This window comes from Bradyrhizobium sp. CCGE-LA001, assembly GCF_000296215.2.
Classification (GTDB): Bacteria; Pseudomonadota; Alphaproteobacteria; order Rhizobiales; family Xanthobacteraceae; genus Bradyrhizobium.
This window is the reverse complement of record NZ_CP013949.1, coordinates 2215474-2233574: the sequence shown is the minus strand read 5'-3', so window position 1 is coordinate 2233574 and position 18101 is coordinate 2215474. Positions and strand designations below refer to the sequence as shown.

At 65.4% G+C, this 18101-nt stretch carries 12 protein-coding genes and 1 pseudogene; all 13 read right to left on the bottom strand.

Features of this window, described 5'->3' with window-relative positions; translation table 11 throughout:
- Positions 1-148: 148 nt before the first annotated feature.
- The 13 genes and pseudogenes from BCCGELA001_RS10610 to BCCGELA001_RS10550 all read right to left on the bottom strand — a co-directional run bounded on the left by BCCGELA001_RS10610 (position 149) and on the right by BCCGELA001_RS10550 (position 18021).
- Positions 149-1399 carry a DUF1501 domain-containing protein gene (locus BCCGELA001_RS10610; protein WP_060735252.1) on the bottom strand — a complete coding sequence of 417 codons (1251 nt, stop codon included), beginning with the start codon at positions 1397-1399 and terminating at the stop codon, positions 149-151.
- A 2-nt stretch (positions 1400-1401) separates the two neighbouring features.
- A complete protein-coding gene (locus tag BCCGELA001_RS10605; protein ID WP_060737590.1) occupies positions 1402-2868 on the bottom strand; it encodes a DUF1800 domain-containing protein in 1467 nt (488 codons plus the stop codon).
- A 163-nt stretch (positions 2869-3031) separates the two neighbouring features.
- On the bottom strand, positions 3032-5551 hold the full coding sequence (locus BCCGELA001_RS10600) for a M56 family metallopeptidase (RefSeq protein WP_008556957.1): 2520 nt from the start codon (positions 5549-5551) through the stop codon (positions 3032-3034).
- Positions 5548-5940 carry a BlaI/MecI/CopY family transcriptional regulator gene (locus BCCGELA001_RS10595; RefSeq protein ID WP_008556955.1) on the bottom strand — a complete coding sequence of 131 codons (393 nt, stop codon included), beginning with the start codon at positions 5938-5940 and terminating at the stop codon, positions 5548-5550. The genes BCCGELA001_RS10600 and BCCGELA001_RS10595 overlap by 4 nt, the downstream gene beginning before the upstream one ends.
- A gap of 531 nt (positions 5941-6471) precedes the next feature.
- On the bottom strand, positions 6472-8067 hold the full coding sequence (locus tag BCCGELA001_RS10590; protein ID WP_060735251.1) for an NAD-dependent malic enzyme: 1596 nt from the start codon (positions 8065-8067) through the stop codon (positions 6472-6474).
- Positions 8068-8334: 267 nt separating this feature from the next.
- On the bottom strand, positions 8335-10668 hold the full coding sequence (locus BCCGELA001_RS10585) for a mechanosensitive ion channel domain-containing protein (protein WP_060735250.1): 2334 nt from the start codon (positions 10666-10668) through the stop codon (positions 8335-8337).
- A 732-nt stretch (positions 10669-11400) separates the two neighbouring features.
- Positions 11401-12438, bottom strand: a complete 1038-nt coding sequence (locus BCCGELA001_RS10580; RefSeq protein WP_008556930.1) for a patatin-like phospholipase family protein — start codon at positions 12436-12438, stop codon at positions 11401-11403.
- Positions 12435-13361: a polyphosphate kinase 2 family protein gene (locus tag BCCGELA001_RS10575; protein ID WP_008556927.1), complete on the bottom strand. Its 927-nt coding sequence runs from the start codon at positions 13359-13361 to the stop codon at positions 12435-12437. The genes BCCGELA001_RS10580 and BCCGELA001_RS10575 overlap by 4 nt, the downstream gene beginning before the upstream one ends.
- Positions 13324-14341: pseudogene (locus tag BCCGELA001_RS10570) on the bottom strand (branched-chain amino acid ABC transporter permease); the annotation flags it as partial. The pseudogene BCCGELA001_RS10570 and the gene BCCGELA001_RS10575, both read right to left, overlap by 38 nt.
- Positions 14338-15219, bottom strand: a complete 882-nt coding sequence (locus BCCGELA001_RS10565) for a branched-chain amino acid ABC transporter permease (protein ID WP_060735248.1) — start codon at positions 15217-15219, stop codon at positions 14338-14340. The gene BCCGELA001_RS10565 and the pseudogene BCCGELA001_RS10570, both read right to left, overlap by 4 nt.
- Before the next feature lie 6 nt (positions 15220-15225).
- Positions 15226-15930, bottom strand: a complete 705-nt coding sequence (locus tag BCCGELA001_RS10560; protein WP_008556914.1) for an ABC transporter ATP-binding protein — start codon at positions 15928-15930, stop codon at positions 15226-15228.
- Between the two features lie 3 nt (positions 15931-15933).
- Positions 15934-16701 (bottom strand): ABC transporter ATP-binding protein, encoded by a 768-nt coding sequence (locus BCCGELA001_RS10555; protein WP_060735247.1) that lies wholly within the window; start codon positions 16699-16701, stop codon positions 15934-15936.
- A gap of 15 nt (positions 16702-16716) precedes the next feature.
- Positions 16717-18021 carry an ABC transporter substrate-binding protein gene (locus tag BCCGELA001_RS10550; protein ID WP_008556902.1) on the bottom strand — a complete coding sequence of 435 codons (1305 nt, stop codon included), beginning with the start codon at positions 18019-18021 and terminating at the stop codon, positions 16717-16719.
- Positions 18022-18101: the final 80 nt, after the last annotated feature.

The window sequence follows — 18101 nt, the reverse complement described above, 5'->3', positions numbered from 1 at the left end:
GACGGCAGTGTCAGTTGGTCGTACTGGCCGCGGACGGAGCAACGCCCTCCAGGAGCCGCATCAGTTCACGCCAATAGAGCCTTCGCCAATTCGTCTGCAACCTGGCGAGGAAATCGAGCTCTCGTTGCGTCAGCGTGCACATCGCGCGTCAGACCACGAGGCCGCCCATCGCCTTGACGTCGGCGCTACCGGGGAAGACCGTCTCAGCCAGCAACTTTTCCTCGACACGCAGGTGATCCCGCAGCAGCCCCTTCAGCACGGAGCGCAGATCGGTGGTCGGCTTGAGATCGCGATCCTCGAGCAGTTGCGCCGGCTTCAGTCCCGGCCAGTCCGCAATCACGCGGCCGCCGGCGAGTCCGCCGCCGATCAGGAACGCCACCGTGCCGGTGCCGTGATCGGTGCCTTGCGTGCCGTTGATGCGCGCAGTGCGGCCGAACTCGGTGACGACGGCGACCACCGTCTCGGCCCATGCCGCGGCCATATTGGTCTCGATCGCGGCGAAGGCACCGTCGAGCGCGCCGAGCAGGTTGTAGAGCTGCCCCGAGGCCGCGCCTTCGGCGATATGCGTGTCCCAGCCGACGAAGCCCATGGCGCCGACGCGCGGGCCGTCGGGCCTGGCGAGATAGCGCGCGGCCGTGCCGGCGGCGTCGGCGAAGTAGGCGCGCACCCGTGCGATGCCCGGGGGCGCCAGCGTCGGGTCATCCGACATCGCTTCACCCGCGCCCGGCGTGCCGCCGAGTGAAGCAAGCTTCATGCGCGCCTGCAGCACGGTGGCAAGCTTCGGATCGGTGTGTTGATAGAGGTCGAGCAGGCGGCTCTGCGTGTCCTCGCTGGCCGGCAGCAGCTTCTGCGGCACCCATGTCATGACGGGCGCCGAGCCGCGCACCACCAGCGGCGTCACCGAGCCGATGCCGAGTGCGAGGCTGCCGCGCGGATCCACGCGCCCGCCCGATTCCAGCGCGGCCAGCGCACGGTTGAGCCATCCCGACGCGGTCATTCCGGGTTTCGATATGCCGCTTTCGAGCACGTCCTGGCCGTCGAAATGCGAACGCTCGCGATAAGGCGTCGCGGCGGCATGGACGATCGCGGCCTTGCCGCTCTTGTAGAGACGATGCAGGTTCGGCATCGTCGGATTGAGCGCGAAAAAGGAATCGAGCGGCAGCGCCGGCGGCCTGCCGTCCAGCACCAGCGCACGATCGCCGCGCAAGGCGATCCAGTCGGGATCGCCGACGGGTGCGACCGCACCCAGTCCGTCGAGCGCGCCGCGCAGGACGATGACGAGCAGGCGCGGATCGCGTCCCTCGGCGCGGGCGATCCGTGGCATCTGGCTCCATGCGAACAGCGCACCGGAACCGACCAGAAGCTCGCGCCGCGTAGGCAGGTGATCGACGACGCCCATGCTCACCTCCTCTGAAAATCCGCCGACATGAACAAGAGCGCCAGCGCCTGCTGCCGGCTCTCGGCGCGGCCGACCGCCTGCTTCACCTCGCTCGCGACCTGCGATGCGCAGACATCCTCGATGATGGCTTGCGGATCGGCCTTGCCACTGATGCGCTCGGCAAGATTGTTGGCGAGGTCGAGCCGGCGGCCGACGCCGTCGATCCAGCTCACTTCATCATCCGGATAGCCCTTCGGCGCCGGCGGACGCCACAGCGCCTCGCCGAGCAGCTCCTGGCCGGCGGTGTAGCGGACGGGATCGACCACCGTGACGCCCGCTGCGCGCGCCATGCCAATGACCCATTCGCCGGGCCGCTTGAGCTTCGACGGCGGCCCCCGCCAGGCATCGTCCGACGACACCATCGCGATAGCAACCTGCTTGAGATCGCCCTCGGTTTCGCGAAAGGTCTTCGCCATCTGCGCGACCAGCGCGGGCGGCGGCTCGTCGGCGACGAAATGGCGAGCGAGCTTGGTCGCGACATGGATCGCGGTCGCCGGATGCGCGGCGAGATCGCGCAGCACGGCGCGGCCCTGCTCGACGTCGTCCTGCTCGTAGCGCTTGCCGAGCACGGTCTGCCCGCCCGGCTCGTGCAGACGCGGATTGAAAATGAACTCGCCGCCATGCTGGGGATCGGCGCCCGGCGGCACCAGCGTCCAGCCGGTCATGACGTTTGCGAAGCTGATGACGTCGTCCTGCGTGTAACCGGTGCGCACGCCGAGCGTATGCAGCTCCATGATCTCGCGCGCGATGTTTTCGTTGAGACCGCGGTTGCGGTTGATGCCGGCGGTCGAATTGGCGCCCATCGATTCCACATTGTCGAAATAGAACAGCATGGCCGGATGGCCCTCGACGGCGAGCAGGAGATCGGCGAAACGGCCGAGCGCGTTGGCACGCACGGCTTCGCGCTCATAGGCCCCGGACATGCTCTGGATTTTGTTGGCCGAGACGCAGAAATGGTTGGACCAGAACCACACCAGCCGCTCGGCAAAGCCGATGTCGGCGGCAAGCGCAGCTTCCGTGCGCAGCTTGGCTTCCTGCAAGTAGATCGGACGGCCAGGATCGGGAACGGCGTCGGCCGCCTGTTTCGCCGCCATCTCGGCGGCGTCCTTCTGCTGACCCTGCGCCTGTCCCTGCGTCGCCGCTTGGCGCGTAACCTCCGATGCAGCGGACGCCGACGCCATCTGCTTCTTCGCCTGCTGCTGCGCCTGCTTCGCGTGTGCCGTCCGCCGCGCATTGGCGTCGGCGACCGTGCGATAGGCCTTTGCACTGGAAGAGAGGTTCGCGGCGGCAGACAACAGCAGCGGCCGCTCGAGCTCGGCAATCAAAGCGCCGCGGGGGTCGGCGCCGATCGCGGCAACCGATCCCGGCCGGGGCCCCATCCCGAAGCGATGAAGCGCCAAAACGGCCTTTGCCTTTACAGAATCGCTCATGGCGGATGCCCAATTCTTCGAGCCTGCCAGCAACGCGGCATACAGCTACGAAATGTAATGCTACATTATGTAGCATTACGGGCGTGAGGCGGCAAGCGGATAATGGCCGCGCCGGCGGTCAAGACATCGGGAGCCGCCGCGCTCCCGACACGCGATGAAATTTTCAGAAGTTCGGCCCGAGCGCGATCTTGGTGATCGTGCCGTTCCTGACACCGATGCGCCATTCCGCCGAACCGTTGGCGAACTGGGCGATATAGATGTCGCTGTCGAGCGCCGTGACGCCGCGGAACGAGACCGCGCGCAACGCGCCGAGCCGCGCCAAGATCGCCTGATCGAACGGCAGCTGCTGGCGCGTGATGTCGGCGACTTCCGACGTCATGTGCTCATAGTCCGGCTGTCCCTTGCCGACGCCCTCGATGTAACGGCGCAGCATCTCCTCGCCACTGGCGATCGGAACGGCACGGCGCGCGGCCCGTCCCGGTCTTGCGCCGAGGCTCGTCGCCTCGACATTGTGAAAACGCGTCTGCCGGCCCGGCACCAGGATCTCGAGACATCGCCCCGATTTGTCGGCAATCACCCAGGGGCTGTTCACGGTCGTCGTGGCGGTCCAGCTCATGTTGGGCCTGACCACGCTCTGCGCCTTGCGACTGCCGTCGGCATCGAGATTGAACACCTGGATGTCGTCGCCCAGCTCGTTGTAGAGCATGATCCGGATCGGCGAGGTGCCGGCGTGGCCACGCACATTTGCCTCCTCGGGGCATCGCACGATGCCGCCGAGTTCGTCATTGCCGTCGGCCCGGAAGATCACGTCGCCGACCTTGCCGTCGGGCTCGAGCAGCAGGCGGAATTCCGCCGTACCGTTCTCGAACTTGGCGCCGTAGATGTCGTAGCCGCCGGGGCCGACGCCACGGAAGAAGATCGACTCGAGGGCGCCGAGCGCCACGAACGTTGCCTGCGTCTCGTTGAGCTGGCGATGGATCTTCGCAGCCAGCGGCGCACTCATGCGATCGTAATTCGGCGTGCCGTGCCGCAGATCCTCGATCCCGCGCAGGATCATCTCCTTGCCGCCGGAAACCGGAACCTGCTCGCGGAAACGATCCGGGACTTCCGCGACGCGGCGCGCGAAGTCGGCCTCGATCGCCTGCGCCACCGCCGCGTCGATCCGCGGCGCGAGGCGCGCACCGGAGATCGCGTTCTGGACCAGCACGCGCGAGACCTTGGCCTGCTCGTCGCGCAGGAAGATCAGGAGGTTGTCGCCACGGATCGAGAAGACATCGGCGCCCTCGGCGAGAAGCGCCGCCGGGCCCCGCACGGTTTCCTCCACCTGGAGCCGGTCACCGTCGCGGCGCACGGTCAGCACGCGGTTCGGCGCGGCCCTGTACCAGCCGACATATTGATCGAGCGCTGCAGGATCGGCGGCCGACGCAGGCATCTCTGCGACACGGACCGCGCGGATGTCGCGACCGTTCATGCGCAGCGTCAGCTCGGAGGAGCGGCGCTCCGCTTCGAGCGGAAACGTGATCTCGCCGGACGAGGCCGGGTAGGACGCGATGCCGTCGCTCCCAACCGCCAGGCGCAATTTGCGCTGCCCGGTCAGCTGGCCATAGAGCTCGTCGCCTTCGCGGAAGATCGCGAACACCGACGCCGGACCCATGGCATAGAAATTGACGATGGGGCGGTAATGCTGGGCCGGCACCTCGCCGAGCTCGGCGGTAACAGGCGCGAGTTCGGGTGTGCGATAGGCGATCATGCCGGTGGATACGATCACGGCGGGGACGATCGCGGCGCCGATCGTCAGTCGCTTGCGCCAGCCGACCGGGACGGGCATCGCGGTGGCCGCGATGATGCGCTCGACGCGGGCGCGCACGGTCGAGGCCCGCGCCATCGCAAGCTCGACCGGCCGCGGCTTCACGGTGCTGGCAAAGTCGAGCAGAATTTCCGCATAGGACAGCCGGTCATCGATCATCTCGATCGCCCGGGCATCGCTGATGATCTCGGCGAGTTCGGCGAGGCGCGCAAGCTGCCACCACGAGAACGGGCTGAACCAGAACACCGCGCGATTGAGCGAGGCCAGCAGCAGCACGTAGAAATCGCGGTTGGCGACATGCGCCCCCTCATGCGCGAGCACGGCGTTGCGCTTTCGCGCGTCCCATCCGGCGAATTGCGGCGGCACCAGAATGGTCGAGCCGAAGGTGACGGGACCGCCGACGTCGCGACTGACCCGCACGTCGGCAGCGATCGGCGGCGCGCCCTTCATCGGCGTCGCCGCCCGTGCCATGCGCCAGGTCAGGCAGAGCCCGATCATCAGCCGCAGCAGCAGGCAAGCCGCGACGACGGCATAGACGATGGTGGCGACCAGCCACCAATTGATCGAAGGGCCGTTGCTGGCGGGCGGCGCAATCGCCGCACCGGGTGCGACCGGCAGCGCGGGCTGCGGCATCTCCAGCATCGAGACGTCGGCCGGCAGAACATCGGCAGGCGCCGGCATGGGCAGAGGCGGCCGGGTGATCGTCAGCGTCGGCCAGTGCATCACGAAGGGCATCGCCAGCGATGCCAGCAGCACGACCACCCACGCCGTCATCTGAACGTGCGGATTGCGCACGCGACACAGGATGAGACCGAACCAGACGACGCCTCCCAGCACAAAGGAGCGTAGCGCCGCCTCCGCCAGAGTTGCGATCATTCTTTCTTCACTCCCCTCGCCTTCTTCGCCTTGGCCACCTGGTCGGCCAGTGTTCGCAATTGCTGCTGGTCGAGCATCTTGTTGTCCACCATGCCGACGAGGACTTCCTCGATCGAGCCGTTGCAGAACCAGTCGACGATGCGCTGCACCGCCTTGGCCGCCACGCGCGCGCGCGGTTCGGCGGCCTGGTAGACATAGGTGCGGCCGTCCACGGTGTGGGTGGCATAGCCCTTTTCTTCCAGCCGGCGCAGCACGGTGCGGACCGTCGACTCTTTCAGGCGCCGCGACAATCGCTCGCGCACCACTTCGGCCGTGACAGGACCATGGGCCCAAACCAATTGCATGACCTCGCGCTCGAGATCTCCCAGTTCGGGCAAACGATCGTCCATGGCAGTTCCTTGCGCTGAGTTTTCTTGTAATGCTACAGATTGTCGCATATATGGGCGCGCGGGACAACGGCGTTTCCACCGGAAATAGTGTCGCGCGCTGACCTGACACCAGCCTGACACCTGACGAGCCGGACGGACTTCGGACCCGATTGGCGGTGTACCTCGCCCCTCACCCGGATCGCGGGCGGTCCGAGCTCTCCCCGCCGAAGAGCGGGAGTGGTTAAGGGAGCACGCTCGCTCCCTCTCCTCATTCTTACCAGGGCAATCGCATATGGCATTTTGCGCGACCTGAGCGCGCGCCCCGTCCTTCGAGACGACCGCTTCGCGATCTCCTCAGGATGAGGCTAAGCAGCGTCGGTGCGCGTTGAAACGACGGCCGCACACGCATATCCTCATCCTGAGGGCCCGCCAACGGCGGGCGTCTCGAAGGATGGCAACAGGCGAAATCGCTCCCATATGCGATTGCCCTGCCGCTCTTACGGGGAGAGGGAGCGGTGAGGCGCTCCACGCGTTCAACTCGAATTGTAAGCCTCAGTACTTCGGCTCGTACATCAGCGACTGTACCAGGGCCTTCACGTCATTGGGCGCGGGGCCATCGGCGAGGCCGCGCTGATAGGCGACGTCCGCCACGGCGGCGGCGATGCGGACCGAAACCTCGCGGATGCGCGGCAGCGCTGGATAGAGGCTGCCTTGCGCGAGGTCGTCCTTGCCGACGCAGTCGGCGAGCGTGTGCGCCGCCGCCATGAACATCTCGTCGGTCACGAGGCGCGAGCAGCTGGCGATGACGCCGAGGCCGACACCGGGGAAGATGTAGGAGTTGTTGCCCTGACGCGGCACGAAGGTGCGGCCGTTGAGCTTCACCGGGTCATACGGGCTGCCGCAGGCGAACAGCGCGCGGCCTTCGGTATAGCGATAGGCATCCTCCGCCGAGCATTCCGCCTTCGAGGTCGGGTTGGAGAGCGCGAACACGATCGGCTGCTCGTTGAGCTCGGCCATCGTCTTGAGCACCTCGGGCGTGAAGGCGCCGCCGACCGCGGCGACGCCGATGATCGCCGTCGGCTTCAGCGTCTTGATCGCGGTGAGGAAATCTGCGATCGGCGCCTGGTCGGCATGCGCATAGCGGAGCTTGTGGCCGGAGAGGCCGTCACGGCCGCCGACGACGAGGCCGCGGGAATCCACCAGCCAGTTGCGGCGAAGCGCTTCCGCCTCGGATGCGCCCTCCGCCATCATGGCGGAGACGACCAGGTCGGCGATGCCGGTCGCCGCCTCGCCCGCGCCGAGGAAGAGAATGCGCTGGTCCCTGAGCTTGCCGCCGGAGATGCGCAAAGCCGAGAACAGGCCGGCCAGCGCCACCGCCGCGGTGCCCTGGATGTCGTCGTTGAAGACACAGGCTTCATCGCGATATTTATGCAGCAGCTTGAACGCCGAATGGTTGGCGAAATCCTCGAACTGGATCAGCACGCCGGGAAAGGTCTTGCGCGCCGCCTGCATGAACTCGTCGACGAAGCCGTCATAGGCTTCGCCCGTCAGTCGCCGCTCGCGCAGGCCGAGATAATAGGGATCGTTCAGAAGCTCTTCATTGTTGGTGCCGACGTCGAGCACGATGGGCAGGCAGTGCTCGGGATGCACGCCGGCGCAGGCCGAATAGAGCGAGAGCTTGCCGACCGGAATCCCCATGCCGTTGGCGCCGAGATCGCCGAGACCCAGGATGCGCTCGCCGTCGGTGACGACGATCAGCCTCGCCTGATAAGGCCAGTTCTTCAGGATCTCCGCGATCTGGCCGCGATCGCGCGAGGAGATGAACATGCCGCGCGGCCGCTGGAAGATCAGCCCGTATTTCTGGCAGGCGAGCCCCACGGTCGGCGTGTAGATGATCGGCTGGATCTCGTCGATATTCTCGACCACGACGCGGAAGAACAGCGCCTCGTTGCGGTCATGCAGCGCGTTCAGCGCGACGTATTTTTCCAGATCCGTCGGCAACGTGCGCAGATTGGTGAGGACGCGCTGGGCCTGCGTCTCCATCGTCAGCACGCAAGGCGGCAACAGGCCGCGCAGACCCAGCGCCTCGCGCTCGGATTCCGTGAAGGCGGTGCCCTTGTTGAGCAAGGGATCGCGCAGCAGCGTCATGCCATGCGATTGATCGGATGATGTCGGCTGGGCAGCGACCCGGGCAGGTCTATTCACGAATTCCCCCAAAAGTCTCTTATTGAACCGCAGGCATTGTCGGCCAGCGCTCCCCAGAGATCAAGGACGTTGGGACTCGTGCATCGATTGTGATCTCGCACCGCAGCGAGACTGTGTGGGGACACCGTCGGTCAAGCGCTCAGCGCGGCAAAGCAGAGAGCAAGAGCGCTTGCTCTCCCCTCGACATTCCGGGGCGGGTGTGGCGAGCCGCTATCCGGCCGCCCGCCGCGGCGTCAGATTGGCCGCGCTGTCGGACGGTGGCACGACATGCATCAGGATCGTCTGCGTCGCGGATGCGACCTGGATCCCGTTCTGCTGGAAGCGCTGCTTCATGCGGCGGTTGAATTCGCGCTGGACCGGCCAGCGGCCGGCCTCGGTGCAGCGGATCTGGCCGACGATCGACACCATCGCGCCATCGACCTTGTCGACGCCCCAGAGCTCGAGATCGCCGCGAATCAACGCGCGGAAATCCGGCTCGCTGCGCATCTCGTCGACGATGCCCTTGAGGATCTGGCCGGCGCGATCGGTGTCTTCCTTGTAGGCGACGTTGACGCTGACCGAGGCATTGCCGGCGCCGCGGCTGGCATTGGTGATGGTCGTGACCGCGCTGAACGGCACGATGTGCACGGCGCCATCACCGGCACGCAGGCGGATGGTGCGGATCGAGACGTTCTCCACCACGCCCGACAATCCCGAAACGCTGACATTGTCGCCGACCTGCACCGTGTTCTCGAGCAGCAGGAACAGGCCCGTGATGAGGTCCTGCACCAGCTTCTGCGATCCGAAGCCGATGGCGATGCCGACGATGCCGGCACCCGCGAGCAGCGGAGCGACATTGACGCCGATCTCGCTCAGCGCGGTGAGGCCGACAACGGTCCCTATTAGGCAGAGCAGCGCCGTGCGTAGCATCGGCTGGAACGTGCGCAGGCGCGCGGCGCGGGCATAGTGGCCGTCCCGCGATAGCGTATTGATCTGGCGGTCCAGCAGCGCGTTGCTGGCCTCCCAGATCGCGGCTGCGATGGCCACGGCGAGGCCGATCGTCACCACGGCCGAGATCAGCCGGCTGCCGATCTGACCGCCATAGAACCAGACGATGGCGTCCACGCCCCAGACTTCGAGAACGGCCACGAATCCGATGAAGGCGATCACGCCCGATACGATCTTGCGCAGCATCGGCAGATAGCGGTTGGCCCGGATCTCGAGGCCGGGAAAGCGCTGGAGGATCTCCGGCTTGATGCGGAAGCCGCGGTCGATGAGGCTCAGCGTCAGCATGATGGCGACACGCGTGATCAACGCCACCACGGCCGTGCCGACGAAATATTGCAAGAGCAGCGAATAGCCGTTGCGGATGTTGAGCGCCCACACCGCCCACAGCGCGAGATCGAGCGCAATGGCCGGATAGTGCCAGCCGCCGGCGATGCGATTGCGCAGGCGGGCCGCGATCCCCTGCCGCTCAGCCGGCGCGCGGATCGCTTCGGCGACCTGGCGGCGGCATTGCAGGATGATGACGACGACGAAGAGATGCACGACCAGCATTACCATGCGCAGCAACGCGGCATAGCCGGCGCGGTGCAAGCCGAGCAGCAAGGCTACATTGGCAAAGGCGATGCCGGAGACGCCGACGCCGACGATGCGGCGCGCCCAGATCTCGACATAGGCGGCGGTCTCGGCCCTGACAGGAAACACGCCGAACGGTCCCGCCAGCGCCCGGACCGCGCAAATCAGGCCGCGCGAGAACGCGTAGGCGTTGACGACCGCGAGGATCACGAGGCGAACGGTGGTGGGCTGGCCGATCTCCGTGCCGAGGAGCGCGGTGGCGACGCCGACGAAGACGACCACCGGCAGCAGCTCGAGCACGAAGCGTCCCAGCACGAAGGGCAGCCGCGACAGGACCTGCCAGACGCGCGCAAGGCTGTGACGGCGCTTGTTCAGCTCGGGGGCCGGAGTGACGTCGGCAACCGATGACGGCGGGTCAATTGTGGGCAGCACCTGTGCCGGCAGGCGCGCCGTCTGCGGCACGCGTCCCTCGAGGAATACGACCGGGCGGCGGATCAGGCGGAAGATCACCCACTCGGCCGCAAGGGCGCAACCGAGCACCAGCGCCAGCTTCCAGGCGATCTCGATCAGGAGATTGTAGGCGGCGGGATCATTCGCGGTGCGCAGGAACCAGTAATAAAACGCCGGAAAATGCGTAAGCGTCCGGGCCATGCTGGCGATCTCGCCCGATATCTCCTGAATCTCCTCCGATACCGTGAGCAGGAGTTGCGCGCCGAGGCCGTCGGCCGCCAGCGGAATCGGCGATTTCTGCCCGGGCGCGGTCGCTGCCGGCTGCTGCGGGCCGGATACATTCGCGATTGCCCGCAGCGTATCGATCATCTGCGCGCGTTTCTTGTCGTCCTGGAGCGTGTCGAGCGCTCGCCTGGCCTCGTCAGGCGACAGCGCGGCCGCGCTGCTCGCAGCCGGCGTTTCGGCGCGGGCACCGGAGAGGGATGAGATCGCGAGGAAGAGAGCGGCGAGGAGCGCCGGGACAAGCTTATGCGACACGCGGATTCCCTGAAAAAAATGAATGCACCCGCGGTGTCGTGGCCGTCACCGCCGAAGCACATGCGTCATGTCGGATTGGCGCTATTCGCCCCGAGCCTGTGTCGGAAGTTGGCCTTCGCGGCGACATTCTCTTGGCATTTGCCGCAATGCAGGATCGGGGGAACCGTGGCGGGCCCATGAAGAGAACCGCGCTTGAGCGCGTGCCCGGAATCACGACGAGGAGGAAAGCTCAGTGAGAAGGAGTTCGAGGCTACGGACTCCACCAACGTGTCAGGTTCGTCGAAGGGCGCATGTCAAAAATACAGCGCCGGGAAGGTAGGGGCTTTGCCTCACTGATGCAGCCCTCTAAACCTTAACCCGGCGTGCCGTTCGCGGTTTCCGCCGCTATGCGATAGTCCGAACGAGCTCCATCGCAATCAACGCGGCTGGATTTGCGGAGGTGGTGTCATAGACCTCCCCTTGCTCATGAGGTGGACGTTGCGCGTCGCTTGTTGGCGACCACCGTGATGCTCCTCCCGCGACACAAAACTGTCAAGCAAGATCAATGACGTGAAAGATCACATTTCAATGTGCCGGTTCCCGGAATGGCATGGTGACATCATGCTCCTGTTTTGCCCGACGCGTCAATTCGATTTCGTAAAATCCGCAATCATGTGATGCCACCGGCAAGCCATTGATTCCGCTACGCCCGTCTACTGTGCATGGGGTTGTTTTCGCAGTTTGGTCTGCGGCCTAGAGAAACATGTCGGCGAGGTCGACCGTCGAGGACTTACCGACCGAGTCGAAGTTGCGCTCCAGCCAACTTCGCGCCGCCGCGCGGCCCTCGTCGCGCAGGCGGCACAACAGGCTCCATTCGGGATGGAATTGAGTGGCGGTGCCGAGCTGCGACATCAGCTGGTCGTTGCCGATCCAATGCATGTACATGCGGCTGTGCCTGTTGCTGTCGAGCTCGCCATCGTCGATCAGCCGCGTGGCGAAGGCGATCGCGCGCATCTCGCGCATCAGCGACGAATTGAAGCTGATCTCGTTGATGCGATGGAGGACGTCGGCCGCGCTGGTCGGCAGTTCGTCGCGCCGAATCGCCGTGACCTGCACGATGAGGACGTCGTGACTGCCCTTGCGGTAGATCAGCGGATAGATCGCGGGATTGCCGAGATAGCCGCCGTCCCAAAAATGCTCGCCGTCGATCTCGACGGCCTGGAAATAGGGCGGCAGGCAGGCCGAGGCCAGCACGGTCTCCGCGGTGAGATGCGGGCTCTGGAACACCTTGATCTTGCCGGTGCGGACGTTGGTGGCGTTGAGAAACAGCGCCGGCGCATCAGGCGAGGAATTGAGCCGGTCGAAATCGACCACGCGCTGCAACAGCGCGCGTAGCGGATTGAAGTGGAAGGGGTTGAGCAAATTCGGCGGAACGGTATGCGTCAGCGTGTGGATGAAGGCATGAACCGGATGATATTCCGGCGGCAGCTTCAGCGCCTGGATCCACTGGTTGAGCGGCGAGAGCAGATCGTACGCCATGTCCATGCGCGACACTTCGTACCAGAACGCGTGCAGGTCCTGCCGCGCCGCCTCCGCGCCTCCCCTCGCCATGCCGGAGGCCATCGCCACCGCGTTCATCGCGCCGGCGCTGGTGGCGCTGACCGCCTCGATCGCGAGCCGGCCGTCCTCGAGCACCTGGTCGAGCACGCCCCAGACGAAGGCGCCATGCGCGCCGCCGCCCTGGAGCGCGAAGCTGACGTTCTTCCGGTTTGCAGGCCCGCTTTCCGTCACCTTCGCTTCCTGCCTGGCTTGCCTTCCTTCTCAAGCGCCTTGCGCACAGCGTCGAACTCCTGAGCCGAGGCTTTGTCCGCGCGCGGAAAGCGCAGGTCCAGCTTTTCCAGCGCGGCATTGATCACCGAGCCGATCACGACGCGCGCGAACCATTTGTGGTCGGCGGGGACGACATACCAAGGCGCGTGAGGCGTCGAGGTGTGGCGCACGATGTCCTGATAGACCGCCTGGTAGCGCGGCCACAGCGCGCGCTCCTTGATGTCGTCCATCGAGAACTTCCACTGCTTGGCCGGCTCCTCCAGCCGGTCGAGGAAGCGCTGGCGCTGCTCTTCCTTGGAGATGTTGAGGATGAATTTCAGCACCACCGTGCCGTTGCGGCAGAGATAACGCTCCCAGGCGGCAATATCCTCGAACCGCTCCTTCCAGATGTCCTTGGTTACGAGTCTCGGCGGCAGCTTCTGCTTGGCGAGGATCTCCGGATGCACGCGCGTCACCAGGCATTCCTCGTAGTGCGAGCGGTTGAAGATGCCGATATGGCCGCGCTCGGGCAGCGCGACGGCGTGGCGCCAGAGGAAGTCGTGGTCGAGCTCCTTGCTGCTCGGCGCCTTGAAGGGATGGACCTCGCAGCCCTGCGGATTGATGCCCTCGAAGATCGCCTTGATCGCACTGTCCTTACCGCCGGCGTCCATGGCCTGGAGCACGATCAGCAGCGACCAGCGGTCCTGGGCGTAGAGCTTCTCCTGAAATTCGACGAGGCGCTTCTTGTTCGCCTCGAGGATCTCCTGCGCCTTCTCCTTGTCGAGATCGCCCTTCTCGTCGGTCTTGTGATCCCTCAGGTGAAACTTGCCGGAGCCGTCGTAACGGAACGGGGTGATGTAGCGGTCGAGTTGTTGGGCGGTCGATCTGGACGGCTTCTTGCTCATGAGTTCGGGGATACCTTGCGTTGCGGCTTCAATCGGTCGAGCACGCTACCAAGGATGCCCTTGGGAAGGAATATGATGAAAAGCACGAGCAATACGCCGTAGACGAGGTTGTCCCAGCCGACCGCCTTGGTGCCGAAGCCGATGCGCAGGGTCTCCGCGAGCATAATGGTGATGATGGCGCCTATGGTCGGGCCGAGCGACACGAACAGGCCGCCGACGATCGCCGCGAACACCATCTGCAGCGACACCGCGATGCCGCTGACGGTGTCGGGCGTGATGAACATCTGATACTGGCAGTAGATTGCGCCGGCGAGCGCCGTCATCACCGCGCTGAGCAGCGTGATCTTCAGCTTCTCCGCGGTGACGTCGACGCCGGCCGCAGCGGCGGCGTCCTCGTCCTCCGAGATCGCCTCCAGCGCATAGCGCGCCATGCTGCGATCGACCCAGTGCCAGACCACGATGCCGAACAGCCAGACCGCGAGCGCGATCAGGTACCACGTCGTCTTGTCGTCGAATTGCAACGCCACCAGCCTGTTGCCGGACGCGCGGTTCGGCGTGTAGCCGAGCGAGCCGCCGGTGTAGTCGCGGGTCGCGGTGATGACCTGGAGCACGATGCCGGACAGCGCCAGCGTCACCAGCACGAAATAATGCCCGGTGATGCGGAAGCGGAAGCAGGGATAGCCGACGATCAGCGCCAGCGCGCCGGCCGCGACCATGCTGACGGGAATGCCGATCCAGGGCGACAGGCCGAGATGATTCCACAGAAGCGCGGTGACATAAGCGCCGATGCCCATGAAGCCGCCATGCCCGAGCGAGACGAGGCCGAACCGCCCCATCATCGACCATGACGTGTAGGCGAACGACCAGATCAGGATCAGCACGAGGATGTGCAGATGATAGGGATCGCGATAGACAAAGGGCAGCGCCACCAGCGCCGCCAATCCGATCCCCCACGCCGCAAGCCGCCCCTGCCCCATCATCGGCGCCTCGCCAAAAGGCCCGCGGGCCGGATGAACATCATGACGATGAAGAACGCGAAGGCGAGCACGTAGCCCCATTCGAGGTCGGAGAACAGGCCGCCGAGCGAGATGATCTCGGCGAACACGAAGGCGGCGATGAAGCCGCCGATGAAATTGCCGAGGCCGCCGAGCACGCAGATCAGGAAGGTGATCGGCCCGAAGGAAAGTCCGACGAAGGGATGCACGTCATATTGCAGCACCAACAGGCACGCGGCGAGCCCGGCCAGGGCGCCGCCGAGCGCCGAGGTGATCAGATAGATCCGCCTGGTGTCGACGCCCATCAGCGCCATGATCTGCCGGTCCTGCGAGATGGCGCGGATCGCGGTGCCGGTGAAAGTCCGCGTCATGAAGAGATAGACGCAGACCATGCCGACCAGCGCGGCCACGAACGACAGCAGCCGCGCATAGCTGAAATTCATGTCGCCGAAGGCGAGCACCGGCAGGCGGATGCCGAGATTGCGGAAGTCGATGCCGAAGGCGACGGTGGCAAAGCTCTGCAGCACGAACAGCACGCCGCCGGTCGCGAGCAGCTGGTTGATCGGCGGCGCAGTGAGCAGCGGCGCGATCACCAGGTAATGCAGGGCCGCACCGAGGAGAGCGACCAGCACCACGGTGAGCGGCGCGGCGACGAAATAGCTGACGCCGTAATACTGCACCATGAAGTACATGCCGTACATGCCGATCATCACGAGCTCGGCGTAACAGATCCAGGTCACGTCGATGACGCCGAAGATCAGGTTGAGGCCGAGCGCCAGCAGTGCCAGAACGCCGCCGAGCAGGATGCCGTTGATCACGGCCTCCAGCAAATAGATGTCGAAGACGTCCAGAAATGCCTGCATGCCCCCTCACACCCCGAGATATGCTTCCTTGACCGTGTCGCTCGCCAGCATCTCGGCCGAGGTGCCGGATGCCCTGATCGTGCCCGCCTCGATCAGATAGGCGCGGTCGACCACTTTCAGCACCTGCTGCACGTTCTGCTCGACGATCAGCACCGTCAGGCCGCTGGCGCGGATGCGCTTCACCAGCTCGAACACCTGCTGCACCACGACGGGCGCGAGGCCCGCCGAGGGCTCGTCCAGCAGCAGCAGCTTCGGATTGGACATCATCGCGCGGCCGATCGCGCACATCTGCTGCTCACCGCCGGACATGGTGCCGGCCATCTGGTGTCGCCGCTCCTTCAGGCGTGGGAACAGGTCGAACACGACCTCGAGCCGCTCGGCATAGTGCCCGCGCGCCTCCTTCATGAAGGCGCCCATCTTGAGATTGTCGTCGACCGTGAGCTGCGGAAACAGCCGGCGGTTCTCCGGCACATGGGCAATGCCGAGGCTGACGATCTTGTGCGAAGGCGTCGCCACGAGGTCGACGCCCTCCATCTTGATCGCGCCGCGCGAGGGCCGGATCAGGCCGGAGATGACGCGCATCAGGGTGGTCTTGCCGGCGCCGTTTGGGCCGATGACGCCGACGGCCTCGCCGGCCTTGACGTCAAGGTTGACGCCGAATAGCGCCTGGAATGTGCCATAGCCGGCATTGACGCCGCGGAGCTCCAGCATCGGCTAGCCTCCTGCCCGGCGCCGCGCTTCGGCGGCCGCGGCCTGCGTGGTCTCGGCATCGGTGCCGAGATAGACCTCGATGACGCGCGGATCGCCCGCAACTGCGCTCGGCAGGCCTTCCGAGATCTTCTCCCCGTGATCGAGCACCATGACGCGATCGACGACGCGCATCAGCACGCCCATGATGTGCTCGACCCAGATGATGGTGATGCCGAGCTCGTCGCGGATGTTGCGCAGCATGTCCGCGGCCTGGTCCATCTCGGCCTCGTCGAGACCGCCCAGGCTCTCGTCGGCGAGCAGCAGCTGCGGCGCGGTGGCGAGCGCTTTCGCAAGTTCGAGCTTCTTCAGGCCGGCGGCCCCCAAGCCATCGACGCTGGCATGGCGGTCGGTCGGCAGGCCGACCATCGCCAGCGACCGTTCGGCCGCTTCCTCGGCCTTGACGCGGCTGTGCCGGCCTTGCCCGTAGAAGCCGGCGAGCGCGACGTTTTCGAAGATGGTGAGGCGGCGGAAGGGACGCGGGATCTGGAAGGTGCGCCCGATGCCGCGGTTGATGATCCGGTGCGGCGGCAGGCCCGCGATCTCGTGCCCGCTGAACAGGATAGATCCGGAGTTCGGCGCCAGCGTGCCCGAGAGCATGTTGAAGATCGTGCTCTTGCCCGATCCGTTGGGTCCGATCAGGCCGAGGATCTCGCCCTGGTCGACCCGGAACGAGACGTTATTGACGGCCGTGAAGCCGCCAAACCGCTTCACCAGTCCGCTGACTTCCAACACCGCAGCCCCCCGCCGCTACTGGTTGCTGTAGGTGGTGCCTTTCGGCAGCGGCAGCACCGCCTCGCGCTGCGCCTGGCTCTTGGGCCACACCACGGAGGATTTGTCGTCGATGTACTGGATCACGACCGGGAACGAGCGCTCGTTCTGTCCGGCCATCGGCGTGCCCTCGCCATAGAACTTCACGCCGAAGCCTAGCATGGTGCCGCCTTCGGGGATGTCGGTGTCGAGCGCCGCCTTGCGCAGCGCCTCGGGGTCGACACCGCCATACTTCTTGATTGCGCGCGGCAGGACGTCGGACATGAAGACGTAGGTGTTGGAGGCGCCGATGCCGACATGGGCGGAGCGGATGGCAACGCCCGGCCTGACCTTGTCGAACTCGTCGCCGACCATCTTGATCACGGGCGGGAGCTTCGGATCCATGGTCTTCTGGTTGGCGAGCCAGATCGAGATCGGATCGGCGTTGAAGATGTAGGTGGCGTCCGCGCCCATGCCCTCCTTCAGCTTCTCATAGACGCCGTAGCCGGCACCGTGCCCCATCAGCGCGCCGAACTTCAGGCCCTGCTCGCGGGCCTGGCGCAGCAGCAGCGTAATGTCAGGGTTGTAGCCGGTGTGGAAGATCACGTCGGGCTTGGCGCGCTTCAGCTTGGTCACCAGCGCGGAGAGATCAGGAGCGGTGGCGGAATAGCCCTCCTTCAGCACGACGTTGAAGCCAGCCTTCTTCGCCCCGGCCTCGTTGCCCTTGGAGACGTCGACGCCATAGGCGCCGTCCTCGTGGATGATGGCGACGCGCAGGTCCTTCGGCTCCTTGCCGAGCTTCTCCTTGGCATTCTGCGCGATGAAATCCACCGTCATCATGCCGAATTGGTCGCCGCTGGCCTGCGGGCGGAACACGTATTTGTAGCCCTTGTCGTTGAACACGGCCGACGAGATGCAGGTCGTCATCCACATGAACTTCTTGAGCTGCTCGACGCGAGCGGCCACCGGCACGCATTGCGCCGAGGAGAAGAAGCCGAGCACCATGTCGACCTTCTCCTGCTCGAGCAGGCGGACGGATTCGTTGATGGCGATGTCGGGCTTGCTCTGCGCATCCGCATAGACGGCTTCGACCTTGTAGCCTTCGACGCCGGTCTTGGCGAAATGGTCGAGGATGATCTTTGCGCCGATATAGCCAAGCTCGGAGCCGCCGCCGGCGAGAGGTCCGGTTAGATCAAAGACCACGCCGATCTTGATCTTCTTCTCCTGAGCCTCGGCGGAAACCGTCAGGCCCGTCGCTGATATCGCGACCAAGAGCCCACCCAGCAAACGGGCAGCCATGCGCATCAAAACCTCCCTGGGCGATTGTGCATCGCATTCTTGTTGGTTTTGTTTTTTGCCCATCACATGGGCTGCGCGAAGCGATG

Bases quoted from the DNA above. Each gene is read 5' to 3' on its own strand.
- BCCGELA001_RS10550 (WP_008556902.1), bottom strand. From the start codon at position 18,021: ATGCGCATGGCTGCCCGTTTGCTGGGTGGGCTCTTGGTCGCGATATCA.
- BCCGELA001_RS10610 (WP_060735252.1), bottom strand. From the start codon at position 1,399: ATGGGCGTCGTCGATCACCTGCCTACGCGGCGCGAGCTTCTGGTCGGT.
- BCCGELA001_RS10565 (WP_060735248.1), bottom strand. From the start codon at position 15,219: ATGCAGGCATTTCTGGACGTCTTCGACATCTATTTGCTGGAGGCCGTG.
- BCCGELA001_RS10575 (WP_008556927.1), bottom strand. From the start codon at position 13,361: ATGAGCAAGAAGCCGTCCAGATCGACCGCCCAACAACTCGACCGCTAC.
- BCCGELA001_RS10595 (WP_008556955.1), bottom strand. From the start codon at position 5,940: ATGGACGATCGTTTGCCCGAACTGGGAGATCTCGAGCGCGAGGTCATG.
- BCCGELA001_RS10590 (WP_060735251.1), bottom strand. From the start codon at position 8,067: ATGACGCTGCTGCGCGATCCCTTGCTCAACAAGGGCACCGCCTTCACG.
- BCCGELA001_RS10605 (WP_060737590.1), bottom strand. From the start codon at position 2,868: ATGAGCGATTCTGTAAAGGCAAAGGCCGTTTTGGCGCTTCATCGCTTC.
- BCCGELA001_RS10560 (WP_008556914.1), bottom strand. From the start codon at position 15,930: ATGCTGGAGCTCCGCGGCGTCAATGCCGGCTATGGCACATTCCAGGCG.
- BCCGELA001_RS10600 (WP_008556957.1), bottom strand. From the start codon at position 5,551: ATGATCGCAACTCTGGCGGAGGCGGCGCTACGCTCCTTTGTGCTGGGA.